Annotated in this window: 12 protein-coding genes and 1 tRNA gene; 7 read left to right on the forward strand and 6 right to left on the reverse strand. The window is 61.5% G+C overall.

The genetic code is table 11. The features are described 5' to 3' along the window. Positions 1-30 precede the first annotated feature (30 nt). A complete protein-coding gene (locus VIM61_16180; GenBank protein HEY8901950.1) occupies positions 31-309 on the forward strand; it encodes a hypothetical protein in 279 nt (92 codons plus the stop codon). A 28-nt stretch (positions 310-337) separates the two neighbouring features. Here the strand turns inward: VIM61_16180 and VIM61_16185 are convergent, their stop codons facing one another. Continuing rightward, positions 338-1,273 (reverse strand): matrixin family metalloprotease, encoded by a 936-nt coding sequence (locus tag VIM61_16185; GenBank protein HEY8901951.1) that lies wholly within the window; start codon positions 1,271-1,273, stop codon positions 338-340. Between the two features lie 254 nt (positions 1,274-1,527). Next, positions 1,528-1,803, reverse strand: a complete 276-nt coding sequence (locus VIM61_16190; protein HEY8901952.1) for a hypothetical protein — start codon at positions 1,801-1,803, stop codon at positions 1,528-1,530. Between the two features lie 214 nt (positions 1,804-2,017). Here VIM61_16190 and VIM61_16195 point away from each other — a divergent pair, with 214 nt between their 5' ends. The 6 genes from VIM61_16195 to VIM61_16220 all read left to right on the forward strand — a co-directional run bounded on the left by VIM61_16195 (position 2,018) and on the right by VIM61_16220 (position 11,179). Further along, positions 2,018-3,850: a sensor histidine kinase gene (locus tag VIM61_16195; protein ID HEY8901953.1), complete on the forward strand. Its 1,833-nt coding sequence runs from the start codon at positions 2,018-2,020 to the stop codon at positions 3,848-3,850. Between the two features lie 40 nt (positions 3,851-3,890). Then, entirely contained in the window at positions 3,891-4,568 is a 678-nt protein-coding gene (locus VIM61_16200; GenBank protein ID HEY8901954.1) for a response regulator transcription factor, read from the forward strand. 251 nt (positions 4,569-4,819) lie between these two features. After that, positions 4,820-6,427: an autotransporter-associated beta strand repeat-containing protein gene (locus VIM61_16205; GenBank protein HEY8901955.1), complete on the forward strand. Its 1,608-nt coding sequence runs from the start codon at positions 4,820-4,822 to the stop codon at positions 6,425-6,427. Between the two features lie 39 nt (positions 6,428-6,466). Then, the gene (locus VIM61_16210; GenBank protein HEY8901956.1) at positions 6,467-8,650 is read left to right on the forward strand and encodes an amidase family protein; all 2,184 of its coding nucleotides are present in this window, start codon (positions 6,467-6,469) and stop codon (positions 8,648-8,650) included. Between the two features lie 235 nt (positions 8,651-8,885). After that, positions 8,886-10,406, forward strand: a complete 1,521-nt coding sequence (locus VIM61_16215; protein ID HEY8901957.1) for a hypothetical protein — start codon at positions 8,886-8,888, stop codon at positions 10,404-10,406. Between the two features lie 20 nt (positions 10,407-10,426). After that, entirely contained in the window at positions 10,427-11,179 is a 753-nt protein-coding gene (locus tag VIM61_16220) for a hypothetical protein (GenBank protein ID HEY8901958.1), read from the forward strand. Between the two features lie 71 nt (positions 11,180-11,250). On the opposite strand, the gene nusG is transcribed toward VIM61_16220, so the two are convergent. From nusG to tuf, 4 genes are all read right to left on the reverse strand, one after another. Beyond that, positions 11,251-11,814 (reverse strand): transcription termination/antitermination protein NusG, encoded by a 564-nt coding sequence (gene nusG, locus VIM61_16225; GenBank protein HEY8901959.1) that lies wholly within the window; start codon positions 11,812-11,814, stop codon positions 11,251-11,253. A 6-nt stretch (positions 11,815-11,820) separates the two neighbouring features. Beyond that, a complete protein-coding gene (locus VIM61_16230) occupies positions 11,821-12,036 on the reverse strand; it encodes a preprotein translocase subunit SecE (GenBank protein ID HEY8901960.1) in 216 nt (71 codons plus the stop codon). A 103-nt stretch (positions 12,037-12,139) separates the two neighbouring features. Then, positions 12,140-12,212, reverse strand: a tRNA-Trp gene (locus VIM61_16235). A gap of 24 nt (positions 12,213-12,236) precedes the next feature. Beyond that, positions 12,237-13,421 carry an elongation factor Tu gene (gene tuf / locus VIM61_16240; protein HEY8901961.1) on the reverse strand — a complete coding sequence of 395 codons (1,185 nt, stop codon included), beginning with the start codon at positions 13,419-13,421 and terminating at the stop codon, positions 12,237-12,239. Between the last annotated feature and the right edge of the window lie 15 nt (positions 13,422-13,436).

The following is a 13,436-nucleotide window of genomic DNA, read 5'->3' on the forward strand; positions in this document are numbered from 1 at the left end:
AAGTGGTCTATCCTTCATATTCCCAAAACCATGAAACCCACGCTCCTCCTTGCTGCGATCGCGATGATCGCCGCGCCGTTCAGTCTTCGCGCCGCCGACACGGCGAAGCCCTACGCCCTCGATACCTGCCTGATCTCCGGCGAGAAAATCGGCGAAATGGGCAAGCCGACGGTCGTGACCTACGAAGGCCAGGAAATCAAACTCTGCTGCGGAAGCTGTAAGAAGGCTTTCGACAAGGATCCCGCTGCCGTTGTGAAGAAATACAACGCCGCGGTGGCCTCGAAGTCCTCCGGCGGCAAGTCGAACTGATCGAGTCGCAGAAACACGGACGCTCCGGTTAGCGATCCACTGAGATCTTTTTCCGGAGCGTCAAACGCCACCGTTTTCCATCGAATCTGAGGGAGCGGTTCAGGCGCGAGTTCCCATCGGGATCCACGCCGGTCAGCTTGATCCGTGCGCTCCGCCCGCGAATTTCCTTCGCCCGCGGCGTGAGCACCCTGACCGTCCAGGCCCCATTCCGGACGGGCGCGTCGGCGAAGTGAGAGGCCGTGTCGGCCTCGACGGACGCAAGCGCATAGGGGCTGGTCGCCGTTCCGATGATTTTCAGGCGACGTCCCTGATTTTTGATGAGGTTTACGGCGAAGACCGGCGGCGCGTAATACTGCGTTTCAGCCGGATTGCCCGCGCCGTAGCGGGATTGCATGCCGGCGACATCGTCCGGCGAGGGGAGGTAACGGTCGGCGATGATGGAGTTCATGAGCGCGTCGACGTTCTGGCCGGACTCGTCCGGATGACCGAGACCAAATGCGTGGCCGATCTCGTGGAACAGCACGCGCTTGATGTCGACCGTCGACTGCAACGCAAGACCGTCGTAGGCGTCCCATTGGTAACTGGCATTGACGAGAATGTCGGACTCGATGCCGGCGCCAAACCGTTCGATCGTCTTGCAGACCGCGAGCTTCCCGGCAACGTCGGCTGAAGTGCTCCAATAAATTTCACTCACGCCATTTCCGAGCCTCGGACCGCTCGCGGAAGTTCCGGGCGTGGCTTTGATCTCCAGATTCTGCCCGTGGAGGGCCCAGCGGAAAGCGACCTGCGAGGCGCAGGCGTCCCACGATGACGAGCCGTCGAGCAGGTGGAAGGAAGCCGTTCCGAGATAGGATTCAAATGCGATGCTTCGAATCGGCGTCGAGGGATCGAAGGAATAGACGTAGGCCTGAGCCTGGGACATCAGGCTGAGAGCGAACGAGAACGCCAGGATCCGGAACGACATTGGCGCGCAAACTAGCTGAGTATCTCATGTGGTCAAAAAGATTCACATTCAATGGCGTAAGAATTTAATCTCATTAAGAGTGTGTTGGCAAAGTAGAAGAATTTCCGAATTTTTCCGACTTGATTGCTGCTTCCGTGAAGGTGTCGACCGGACGGCGAGCTAATTTGGACGCCTTCCAGAGAGGAGTCTCTCGGGAGCATCGCCCGAAGTTGGCGGTGGCAGCCTTCTTGAGGCAAGCGCGAGAACGGGATGACCTATTCGAGCGGTGCGATGGCCATGATTTCGCCGGTTTCGGTGACGGTCACGAGCGTGCGATTTTTTGCCTCCGCAATGGTGATGCGATAGTAGACGTAGTCGTTGCGATGATCATCCTGCTCCGCGGCTTCCACCCGAGCGGAGGGAAATTTCTGCTTCAACGCGGTAGAGACGGCGGCGGGTAGCTGCGACGGGGCAATCGTTCCGGCCGTGCTCGAGAGGCTGGAAAGGGCCAGCAGACCGAGGAAAATCGGAAGCCGGGCGACTCGGAGCATGCGGCAAGGTAGGACTTTCGCAGGAGCCTGCAATATTTCTTCTGGATTGTCGGGAAAGTCGGTTGAAACGTGGCGGCAGGTGAGCCCCGCGAGAAAACCTCTGCCTCGAAAGAAGGGAAAGAAAATCGTCCTGCAGCGTAGGTCTCGCAAAAATGCGACGAGGACGGAGCGAGTGTTTCCAGAGAAAGATCGGGCCGTTGAAGCCGGATTGGAAGTGGAGTCCCGTTACCTGACGCAGGTCGAGCGGGCTCTGTTGCGCGAGAGTCGGATGCGCGCCACGGCCGAGCGGACGGTGCGCCGGCAGACGCAGGCGCTGGCGAGCACGTTCAACCTGCTGCTCGATCGCGCGGATGAACCGGGATTCGTGCGCGGGGTCCTGAGGGCAATCACCCGGGAAACCGCCGGGATCGGGGCAACCTTCTGGCGGCTGTTTCCGGAGAAGACGCCGCGTCGCGAGATGCATTACTTTATCGATGAGGAAAGTCGCCGGGATGCGGAGATCGCGGGCGATTGGCATGCGCGCGAACTGAGGATGGTTGGGCGGCTGCATCAGGGCCTGATCGAGGAGCACCGGTGCACCGTGGTTCTCCGGGCGGATGATTCGCGGATTCCCGCGACGATCCGGCGGCTTTACGCGAACAGCGGCGTGCGGAGTCTGCTGCTGCTTCCGTTGCTGGTTGGTGAGAGGATTCTTGGCTGGATCGTTTACCTGACGGCGAGTTCCCTGCCGGAGATTCGACCGGAGACCGTCGCCTTCATGGAGACTGCGGCGCAGCAGGCGGGCCTGGCGATTCACCTGCACTTTCTCAACGACCGGGCGCAGGAGATGGAGTGCGCCCTCGAGAGCGAGCAGCTCGCGCGTTCTGCCGAGGAGGAAATGCGCCGCATCAGCCGGCTGATGAAGATTTCTCTCACCTCGCTGGATGACGTCGGCAGCCTCGACCAATTTCTGCAGGACACATTGCGAAACATGGTCGAGCTCCTGCGCGGTGAGGCGGGGGGGCTGTGGCAATGGGACGAGAGCTTTGGAATCTTTGCTCCGCGCTGGGTGTGCCGTGACGGAGAAGCGCGGGCGCTTTCGGAGGGGGTCAGTCGGCAGATCGGGTGCGTGGCCTGGGAGAAACATCGAAGTCTCGTGCGGCTCTGGGCGACGGCCGATGGGGTGCAGGTGCGGAAGCGCTCCACGCCAGCCATGCGGCGCTACATGGTGGACATTCTCGACGGCAAGGGCGAACTGCCCGGCACGCACCTGGTGACCGTGCCCCTGAATTTCGGCGAGGCGACGAACGGCGGCTTCGTGCAGATCCTGACATCGATGAATGTCACGGGCACGGAGGAAAGCCTGCTCGCGGTGCAGGCGCTTGCCCTGCAGGCAAAATTCGCTCTGCGGGTGGCGGGGCTGGCGGCGGCCGAGCGCTCCCGGGCGATCGCGGAAGAACGCAGCAAGATGGCTCGCGATTTGCATGACATCCTCGCGCAGTCGTTCAGTGGCATCCTCCTGCAGATCGAGGCCATGCGCGCGGAGTGTCCGGAACTCTCCGCTCCGGTTTCCGAACGATTGTCGAAGATTCAGGCGCAGGCGATGCGCAGCGTCGAGGACGTGCGACGGTCGATCCTGATGCTGCGCCCCGCGCTGCTTGACAACCACGCGCTGACGTCCGCTTTGAAGGCGCTCGGAAACGAAGTCGCCGCGGCGACGGGCGTAAAAATCCGGGTGAAGGTCTCCTCCGACATGGGACCGATCGAGGCAAAGGTCGAAATGAATCTCTTCGCAATCGCCTCGGAGGCGATCCAAAACGCGGTGCGACACGCGGAGCCCCGGTCGATCGGAGTTTCTCTCACCGTCTCACGTCGCCATCTTTCTCTTCGGATTATCGATGACGGAATGGGGTGTGCGAAATCCGCCACGCGTGGAAAGAAATCCACACGATTCGGAATCTTCAACATGCGCGAGCGTGCCCGGGCAATCGGGGGCCGACTTTCCTGGACTTCCCCGCGAACGGGGGGAACTCGGGTCGGGGTGTCGATTCCGCTTTCGCTGCTCTAAGACATCCTTCTCGTTGCGGGATTTGCAAGCGAGTGTTCGGATGAGTCCGATGTCTCACGTGATGCAGGCGCCGCCCTTCTCCAACAACCCCACCGGAAAATCCTCCCGTTCATTTCGCGTGGTGCTGGTGGACGATCACCCGTTCGTGCGGGACGGCCTCGCCGGCTTGCTGGGAACCGATCCGCAATTTCAGGTGGTCGGGCAGGCGAGTTCCGGCGCGGAGGCGCTGGACATGCTGCGCGATCTGGCGCCCGATCTTCTCGTCGTCGATCTGCGATTGCCGGACATGGATGGCGTGCAGGTGCTCTCGAAAGGGCGGCTCGTTCGTCCGACGGCATTGATGATCGTGCTGAGCGCCTTCACGTCGGATGACGACATGCTGGCGGCAGCGCGGGCCGGGGCGCAGGCTTACCTGACCAAGAGCGCCTCCGGTCCCGAGGTGCTCGAGACATTGCGCCGGGTCGTGAGTGGCGAGAACGTTCTCGTGCGCGAATTGTCATCCACGCTTCGCGCACGGATGCACGAACGCGACCTGACGCTGAAGGAACATCAGGTGCTCGTCCTCCTGGGCCGAGGGCTGACGAACAAGGAAATCAGCGCCAGCACGGGCATGTCCGAAAACACCGTCAAATCCCATCTTCGCGCGATTTTTCAGAAGTTGAGCGTCTCGAATCGTGCGGAAGCGACGGCCATCGCCCTGCGGCGAGGCATGGTGTAGACACTCTTTCGCGTTCGGGTTCGACGCATTTCTGCGCTCCATTTTCGGAGGGAGACTTTCGGGCAGGTTCTCACCCGAACGAATTAGGAGGGACGGTGATCGCCCATTCGGACGAGCGGTATTTTTCCCGCGTGGCACCGCAGTGGCTCGATGAGGACCCGCCCGGAACGGGGGGAATCCCGCTCCGAATGGCTGCCTAAAAACCAAAACGCAGAAAACACCCAATGCAAAAATCCTTCCTCACGCGAGCGTTGTTCCGCTCGCTGCGACCGCCGAGCCGATTCGGCTTTCTGGCCCGCGCCACCGTTCCCGCCCTGCTCGCCGGGACCGCGTGGGGCGCTTCCGTCACCTGGGATCCCGCCAATAACCTGGCTGGCTCGGACGGTAGCGGCACCTGGAGCACCGGCGTTGCGAACTGGGCAAGCGGCGGATCCGACGCCGGCTGGGTCAATGGAGATTCTGCCATCTTTGGCAGCGGTGGAACTGCGGGAACCGTATCGGTTTCCGGAACAGTCAACGTCGCCGAAATCTTCTTCGGTCTGACGACGGGAAACTATACGATTTCCGACGGAACGATCGGTTTCGGCGCGACCGGCACCATCACCACGGACTCGAGCGCGGCCATTACTTCCATCCTCAGCGGTTCGGGAACTGCCCTGACCAAGGCAGGTGCCGGCACGCTCACCGTCAACGGGGCCAGCAGCGGCATTTCGTCAATCGACGTGACGGCGGGAACGCTGGCCACCAACGCCGGAGGGGCGCTGTCATTTGGGAATAGCTCGACGGCGATCTCGGTGTCCAGTGGCGCGTCGATCAAGGTTGCGTCGGGTGCAGTCGCCGGAAATGCGATGACCTTCAACGGCGGCAGCGGGACGGCAGCGGAGATCAGCGGCGCGACCCTCGCGGGGCCGATCACGCTCGCTTCGGGAAACACGGCCTTCAACGTGAGTTCCCAGTCGGGTGAGATCACCGGGAATATCTCCGGCAGTGGAAGCTTCACCAAATCGGGGGCGAATCAGCTGACCCTGAAAGGTGTGAATACCTACTCGGGCACGACCACCGTTACGGACGGCTCGCTGTTGGTCGATTCGAGTTCGTCGATCGGAACCGGCGCCGTCGTCAACAACGGCGTGATTCGTTTCAACGTCGCTTCCGGCGCGACCGTGACGCTGTCCAATGCGGTGAGCGGATCGGGTGCGATCTCCAAGACGGGTGCCGGAACGTTCGTCATGGACGGAGCCTACACCTATAGCGGGGCGACGACGCTGGCGGGTGGAACGACGATCTTCAACGGGTCGATCACCGATGCGAATTCCACGGCCACCCTGGTTGTGGGATCGGGTTCCACGTTGAAGGGCGCGGGGACGATCGTGGGAGCATCGGCGGGTGCGCTCTCGCTGCTGGCGGGAGGAAAGTTCTCGATTGGAGCGACGGACGGAGCCATCGGCACCTTCTCGGCAACAAGCTTCGCATGGTTCAGTGACAACACGAACGCGAGCATGTTTTTCGACCTGAGTAGCTCGGACGGATCGGCGGATATGCTCGCGCTGACCGGCTCCTTCAGTCGCTCTTCGGGAACAAGCTACATCATTGACTTCCAGGGCGGTGGCGTGGCGGGGCAGACCTACACGCTCATTTCATATGGCGTCGCGAGTTCGGTTTCCGTTGGCAATCTCGTGGCGACGAATCTCGCCAGCGGTCTGACCGGAACGTTCAAGATGACTGGAGCAACCAGCGGATTGAACAGTGCCGGCGTGCTGACCTTTACCGTGGTTCCCGAGCCGACCGAAGTGGGCATCGGCATCGCGGCTCTCGCCGCCTTCGCCATCGTGATGCGCCGCCGCCGCCAGACCAACTAACGCGAATCCGAACATCGATTCACTCAAACTCAATCATTCATGAAAAACTTTTCACGTAGCATCGCGCTGGCAGCCTGTGCCGTCCTCGGGTTCCAGTCGGCCTTTGCGAAAACTGTCACGGTCAATCTCGAGACCGCCACCTTCGACGATCTCCAGGCGGCGATGAATGCCGGCGCGATCACTTCTGTGGAGCTCGCGACGCTTTACCTCAACCGCCGCGCGGTCTACGACCAGGCCGGGATCAGGATCAACTCGGTCGTCTCGATCAGTCCGACGGTCTTCGATGAAGCGCAAGCGGCCGACGATCTGCGCGCTTCCAGCGGCCAGCAGAGTCCCGTGCACGGCCTGTTCTATTGCACGAAGGATTCCTATCCCACGCTCGGCATGGTCACCAGCGGTGGCGTGAAGGCCTGGCTCTCGTCTGTGACTGGCTCGTTCGGCACGGAAGCCGGTGTCACCTACGGCCCGATGATCTCGCCGGAAGACTGCTACGTCGTTGGCAAGCTCAAGGCCGCGCATGCGATCGTTCTTGGCCACGGCAACATGGACACCTGGGCGACCTCGGCTTCGAGCACGGCCTCGAACGCCTATGGCACCACGCTCAACGCCTACTGCCTCGGCAGTGCGTCGGGCTCCTCCGGCGGCCCGGGTGCGCTCACGGGTTCGAATTTTGCCAGCTTTGCCTGGGGCGGAGAGACCGGCGGTTCGATCCGCAATCCGTCCGATCGTGCCGGCGTTACCGGTTACAAGGTTAGCGTGGGCACCCACTCGGTGAACCACATCATCCCGCTCGTTTCCGATCGCGACGTCATCGGGCCGATGGCGCGCTACGTCAAGGACGAGGCTTACATCATGGACATCACCGCCGGAACCATCGATCCGCAGGATCTCTGGGCCCCGATCAACTATGTGCCCGGTCGCGGCCTCGATACCGGCTACGCGGCGAAGGTGGCATCCACCTCGCTAGCGGGCAAAAGGATCGGGATCATCGGCACTTACAACGGCCAGACTTATCCTTCGCCCGCGCCCACGCCGGTCCAGCTGTCCGAAGCGGATATGGAGAAGGCGCTCGGCGTTGGCAACGGCCATGGCGGCATGACGTCCTTCACGAACTACGTGGTAAGTGGTGGCAACGCGGCCGGTGTGCAGACGCCGGACACGGCCACCGCGGCGGTTTTCGCCCGCTTTGTCGGTGAACTCCAAAGCTCTGGCGCCACGGTCGTTACCGTCTTCCTTCCGCCGAACCTCGACACGGCTCAGACGATCCCGGCCGCAAGCCCGAATCCGGCGATTCCACAGTTCCCGACTCAGTTCGATGACGGCACGCCGGCTCCCGGTGCGACGCTCGCGAGCCCTTACACGAACTACTCCCTTGCCTACGAGAATGCGGGCATGCTCGGGGCCTTTGGCCAGGGCATCTACACCCGGCTCACGCAGGCGAACGCGGCGAGCAGCTCGTTGAGCACCGCGGTGCGCGCCGCGGCTTACAATGGGCAGTTCATCGACTTTACGAGCACGTCCTTCCACGATCCCACGACGGGGGAAACCACATCGATCAACATCCCGGCACACTTCCAGCGCAAGGCGATCTACAACGCGCTCTACGAGAAGTTCATGGACGCTAACGGCCTCGACGCCCTCGTCTGGCCGATCAGCTACACGAAGACCCGCACGAGCAACAGCGTGAGTGGTCGCGATCTGGTGAACAACATAGGCCTCCCCATCTGCACCGTGCCGATCGGGATCTACACGGCCCTTGGCGGTGAGCCGATCTGCGCAGGCTTCCTCGGCCGCTATCGCAAGGAAGCGGACAACCTCGCCCTCGCCGGTGCTTATCAGCAGGCCTACAACCACCGCATCCCGTCGCCGCTTTCGCCTCCTCTGGACGGGGAGACGATCACCTACACGACCTCGGGGACGCTGTTCAGCCAGCGCTCGGACAAGCTGGCCCCGGTCGTCTCCATCAAGAAGAAGGCCACCGAGAAGGACGAGAAGATCGTCATTCAGGGAGTCGCCGCCGACGCGAGCGGCATCGGCTCGTTGAAGGTGTATGTGAACGGCCGCAAGGTCGCTTCGAAGGTTGGCAAACGCTGGACCGCCTCGGTTCCGGCCAGCTCGATCAAAAAGTGGACGAAGTCGAAGGCCAAGAGCATCGAGGTCACCGTGCTGGCCAAGGACAGCGTCGGCAATGCATCGGCCACCACCAAGGTCGTGAAGCTTTAAACCCGAAGCCAGCCGGCTCAATCAACACGACTCACGTCTCAGATAGTCAGGCGGATTCACCGAAGTCGGTGGATCCGCCGCTATTTTGAAATCCAGAGAAAATATGCTTCGGAATTTATTGGAACTGGCAAATGGCCGGACGGCCCGTTGGGGCCTTGCAGGTTTGGGAGTGCTCGCCGTGGGAGGCGCAACGCTGTATTTTTTCGACCGGGATTCCGCGGGGTCCCATTCCGCGATGTCCGCGAACTCGGATGCGACGAAGGGGACTTTCTCCGCGTCCGGCAAGATGAACCCTGCTGCCGGGAAAACCGCCACGGACTGGCAGAAGCGGGTGGAGACCGCAAAGCTGGCAGATTTTCCGGCGCTGATGCGCGAGATCATGGGAATTCCCGACGCCGTCATCCGCACGCAGGTCGCGAAGACGCTCGTGACTCGCTGGGTGAATGCCGATCTCACCGGCTTCATTGCCTTCGTCGATGCGACCGAAGTCGACGACGCCGCGAACGCCGATGACCTCTGGGCGCTGCTTGCTCCCGCGCTTGCCAGCGCCCTGCCGTCCCTGCCAGACGAGGTGACGATGCGGCCCGAGTTGAGCGAAATCGTGCGACGACTCATCGAATACTCCGCCCGCAAGGATCCCGACCAGGCCCTCGTCTGGGCAAAACAATGGCTGATGGACGATGCGCTCGAGTCCGCCCTCGCCACGATCACGGGCGAGATGATCAAGAAGGCGCCTGAAAAGGCGCTGAAGGTGTTCGCCGAAATCACGACCTCGGTGCGGCGCGTGGACGCGATCAGTGCGATTGGCGCGGTTTATGGAACGACGCATCCCGTGGAAGCAACGGAATGGGCAAAGAATCTTCAGAACGAAGCCGAGCGCCCCTACGCCATGAACGCCGTTCTGGCTGCCCGGGCAGAAGTGGAACCGGAGGCCGCCGGCGTGGAGTTCACCGACTTCCGCAGCAAAATGGTCTCCTCTTACGCGACCGAGCGGGAGGCCGAGATTGCCAGAATGGGCATTCCGGACATCAGGCAGTATGCCCCCGGCGAGCCTCTCTCCGAGGACGATGCGATGAATTCCGAAGTCCTGCCGGGTCGGGACAATCCGCAGCTCGGACTGATCGCCGATGCGGCCCGCGCGATCGCGGAGAACTGGGGCGAGACGGATCCTCAGGCTGCCCTCAAATGGACCGAGTCCCTGCCGCCGGGGGGGCTCCGCGACGACGTGGTTGGCAGTGCGCTGGTCGGCTGGGCTTCGAAGGATCCCCAGGCGGCCTCCGCGTATTATCTGAAGAATAGTGCGTCGAATCCGACCCCGGCCGAGCCGATCTTCGAAGCCTGGGCCCAGGCGGAACCGGCGCGGGCTGCCGAGCAGGCCGCCGAGTTGAGCGATGCGGCTGTCCGGGAAAAGGCGATCAGCGGCGTGGTGAGCGGCTGGCTCGACAGCTCCGCGGACCAAACCGCTATCGCCGCGTGGGTCGACAAGCTGCCGGGCAAGGCGGAACGTGACGCGGCGAATGCCCAGATCGCAGATGCCGAGAGTTTCGACGAGCCGGATGCCGCCTGGCAGCGGGCGACCGGCATCCGGAACCAGGCCACCCGACGCGATGCCCTTCGTTCGGCTTTCGCCAGCCTCGTGGCGAGCGATCCGGAGCAGGCCCGAGTCATGCTTGCCGAGACGAAAGACCTCACGCCGGACGAGACCACCCGGCTGACCAGGATGCTCAAGGCCGTTTCTCCGAAGGCGTCGAATTGAAGGGGCGGTGTGGAGTGAAAATGTGGCGCAAGATTCTATTTTTCGGAGGAGTTCTCGCGCCGCTGATGGCTGCGAACGCGACCGACTGGACCTGGAGCAACCCAGTCGGGAGCGTCAAACTCTTCGGGAGTGGAGCGCTGGCGACGACGCTTGCAACGAACGTCGAGGTGGAGGGTGCCGACGGATCGGATGGAATCAACTATCTGGATTCCTTTTCGGTGCCGGCGGTTTCTCAGACGTTGGTGAACGTCAACGGGTCTTCTCTGCAGGCAAATGCCCGTCTCTCCGTCGACGATGGCGAAGTTGGGAATCTGATCGCGACGGGGGCGATCGATTTCAGTGCCAGCGGGAAGGGGGGAGTGGGCAGTGGAGCTGTTCAGCTCTCCTATCTGATTTTCCTTCCAACAGATGCCGACATCTTTCTTTCGGGAATTCGGAGTTCCGTCGCGGCTGATGCCGGAAACAGGTTCACCCTTTCGTTGTTTGCAAGCGATGCGGCCGGGAACAGGGCCGGCGGAAGTTTGTTGGGCTATGAAGGCAACAATTTCGACCAGGAAATCTCCTTCCAAGCCACTCAGGGCTATTACCTCCTTCAAATGGATGCCTCGGCGCAGGTCACCGCCGGTGCGGCTGCGAACGTCACGAGTTTCTCATTTGCTCTGGATCTGACGCCGACCACCGCCGTGCCGGAGCCGGCAGTCACGGGATTGTTCCTCCTCGGCGGCGTGCTGTTGACGATTCGCCTGCGAGGCAGAGTGCGCAGGCGCGGCTGAGTGAAGCCGGCGAAAAGAAACCCACCGATCCAGATGGATGGGTGGGTTTGCAAATTTGCCGGGCGAGCGACTCAGGCGCGCTCGACCTGCCAGTATTCCAGTTCGACAGGCGTGTCGCGGCCGAAGATGCTGACGGAGACGCGGAGCTTGCCGCGCTCGGGGTCGATTTCCTCGACGATACCGTTCTGGTTCTGGAAGGGGCCGTCGGCCACCTTGACCTTGTCGCCGACCTCGAACTCGATCTTCGGCTTCACGCTGTCCTCGCGCTCCTGCATCTGCGCGAGCATCCCTTCGACTTCCTTCTTCCGCATGGGAATTGGGCGATCCTTGGCGCCGGCAAAGCCGATCACGCCATTGGTTTCGCGAATGAAATACCAGGTGCGGTCCACGAGCTGGTTGTTCTCATCCAGCAGGTGCATGTTGACGATGATGTAGCCGGGGAAGAACTTGCGCGTGGTCTCGGTCTTCTTGCCGCGCTTGATTTCCTGCACGCGCTCGGTGGGGATGAGGGCCTCGAAAACGACGTCCTCCATCTCCTCGCTCTTGATGCGCTTTTTGATGTTTTCGAGCACTTTGTTCTCCTGACCGGAGAGCACGTGCACGACATACCATTGATCGCGTGGGGCTAGACTCATGAAAAATTAGGCCTTCGTCAGGAAATTGACGATCTGAATGAGGACGACGTCGAAGAACGCGATGTAACCACCGACGATGAGCATCGCGATGAGCACGACGACGGTGGAATCCCACAATTCCTTATAGCGCTTGAACCCTTTTTCGTTCGGGTCCCAGGGCCAGGAGGCCTTGGCAAGTTCGCCGCGGACCTCGGAAGTGAATCGTCCTAGTTTTCCAAACATCGCGTTAAAGTTTACTGATTTGCGGATTCTGTCCGCAGATTTCGCCGATTTGCACAGAAAGGACCGTGTAATCGGCGTTGATCTAAGGACAATTTTGAAAGAGCAGGCCAGGAGGGACTCGAACCCCCAACAAACGGTTTTGGAGACCGCTACTCTACCAATTGAGCTACTGGCCTAATCTAACAAGGGGCTAAGCGTTGTCAGGCGATGATGTCGGACACACGACCGGCACCCACGGTGCGACCACCTTCGCGGATGGCGAAGCGGATGGTCTTTTCCATGGCGATGGGCGTGATGAGCTCGACTTCGATCGAAACGTTGTCACCAGGCATCACCATTTCCACGCCCTCGGGGAGCTTGATGGAACCGGTCACGTCCGTGGTGCGGAAGTAGAACTGAGGACGATAGTTGGAGAAGAACGGGGTGTGACGGCCGCCTTCTTCCTTGGAGAGAACGTAGATCTCAGCCTTGAAGTTCTTGTGGGGCTTGATCGTGCCCGGCTTGGCGATGACCATGCCGCGCTCGATGTCGTCCTTCTTGGTGCCGCGGAGGAGGAGACCGACGTTGTCACCAGCGCGCGCCTCGTCGAGGAGCTTGCGGAACATTTCGATGTCGGTGACGGTCGTCTTCAGGGTCGGGCGGATGCCGACGAGTTCGACTTCGTCCATCTTCTTGAGGATGCCACGCTCGACACGGCCGGTGGCGACGGTGCCGCGACCTTCAATGTTGAACACGTCTTCGATCGGCATGAGGAAGGGCTGATCGACGGGGCGCTCGGGGAGCGGGATGTATTCGTCGACGGCTTCCATGAGCTGGACGATGGCCTTTTCGAACTCAGGGTCGCCAGCGAGGGCCTTCGTGGCGCTGCCCTTGACGATCGGAATGTCGTCGCCAGGGAATTCGTAGCTGGAGAGGAGTTCGCGAACTTCCATCTCGACGAGCTCAAGGAGCTCGGGATCGTCGACCATGTCGCACTTGTTGAGGAACACGACCATGGCGGGAACGCCGACCTGACGGGAGAGCAGGATGTGCTCACGGGTCTGGGGCATCGGGCCGTCGGCAGCGCTGACGACGAGGATCGCACCGTCCATCTGGGCGGCGCCGGTGATCATGTTCTTGACGTAGTCGGCGTGGCCGGGGCAGTCGACGTGAGCGTAGTGACGATTGGCGGTCTCGTATTCCTGGTGCGAGGTGTTGATCGTGATGCCGCGCTCTTTTTCTTCGGGAGCGTTGTCGATGTCCTCGTATTTACGGGCAACTGCGCCGCCGGTCTTCGCGAGCACGGTGGTGATCGCAGCAGTAAGGGTGGTCTTGCCGTGATCCACGTGGCCGATCGTGCCGATGTTCACGTGGGGTTTCTCGCGTTTGAAGGTGTCTTTAGCCATCTTGGTGTCGTGTAG

This window comes from Chthoniobacterales bacterium (assembly GCA_036569045.1).
GTDB lineage: Bacteria > Verrucomicrobiota > Verrucomicrobiia > Chthoniobacterales > JAATET01 > JAATET01.

Excerpts from the sequence above, each read along its gene's own strand:
- VIM61_16180 (HEY8901950.1), top strand. The coding sequence starts at position 31 with ATGAAACCCACGCTCCTCCTTGCTGCGATCGCGATGATCGCCGCGCCG.
- VIM61_16185 (HEY8901951.1), bottom strand. The coding sequence starts at position 1,273 with ATGTCGTTCCGGATCCTGGCGTTCTCGTTCGCTCTCAGCCTGATGTCC.
- VIM61_16190 (HEY8901952.1), bottom strand. The coding sequence starts at position 1,803 with ATGCTCCGAGTCGCCCGGCTTCCGATTTTCCTCGGTCTGCTGGCCCTT.
- VIM61_16200 (HEY8901954.1), top strand. The coding sequence starts at position 3,891 with ATGAGTCCGATGTCTCACGTGATGCAGGCGCCGCCCTTCTCCAACAAC.
- VIM61_16210 (HEY8901956.1), top strand. The coding sequence starts at position 6,467 with ATGAAAAACTTTTCACGTAGCATCGCGCTGGCAGCCTGTGCCGTCCTC.
- VIM61_16215 (HEY8901957.1), top strand. The coding sequence starts at position 8,886 with ATGTCCGCGAACTCGGATGCGACGAAGGGGACTTTCTCCGCGTCCGGC.
- VIM61_16220 (HEY8901958.1), top strand. The coding sequence starts at position 10,427 with ATGTGGCGCAAGATTCTATTTTTCGGAGGAGTTCTCGCGCCGCTGATG.
- nusG (HEY8901959.1), bottom strand. The coding sequence starts at position 11,814 with ATGAGTCTAGCCCCACGCGATCAATGGTATGTCGTGCACGTGCTCTCC.
- VIM61_16230 (HEY8901960.1), bottom strand. The coding sequence starts at position 12,036 with ATGTTTGGAAAACTAGGACGATTCACTTCCGAGGTCCGCGGCGAACTT.
- tuf (HEY8901961.1), bottom strand. The coding sequence starts at position 13,421 with ATGGCTAAAGACACCTTCAAACGCGAGAAACCCCACGTGAACATCGGC.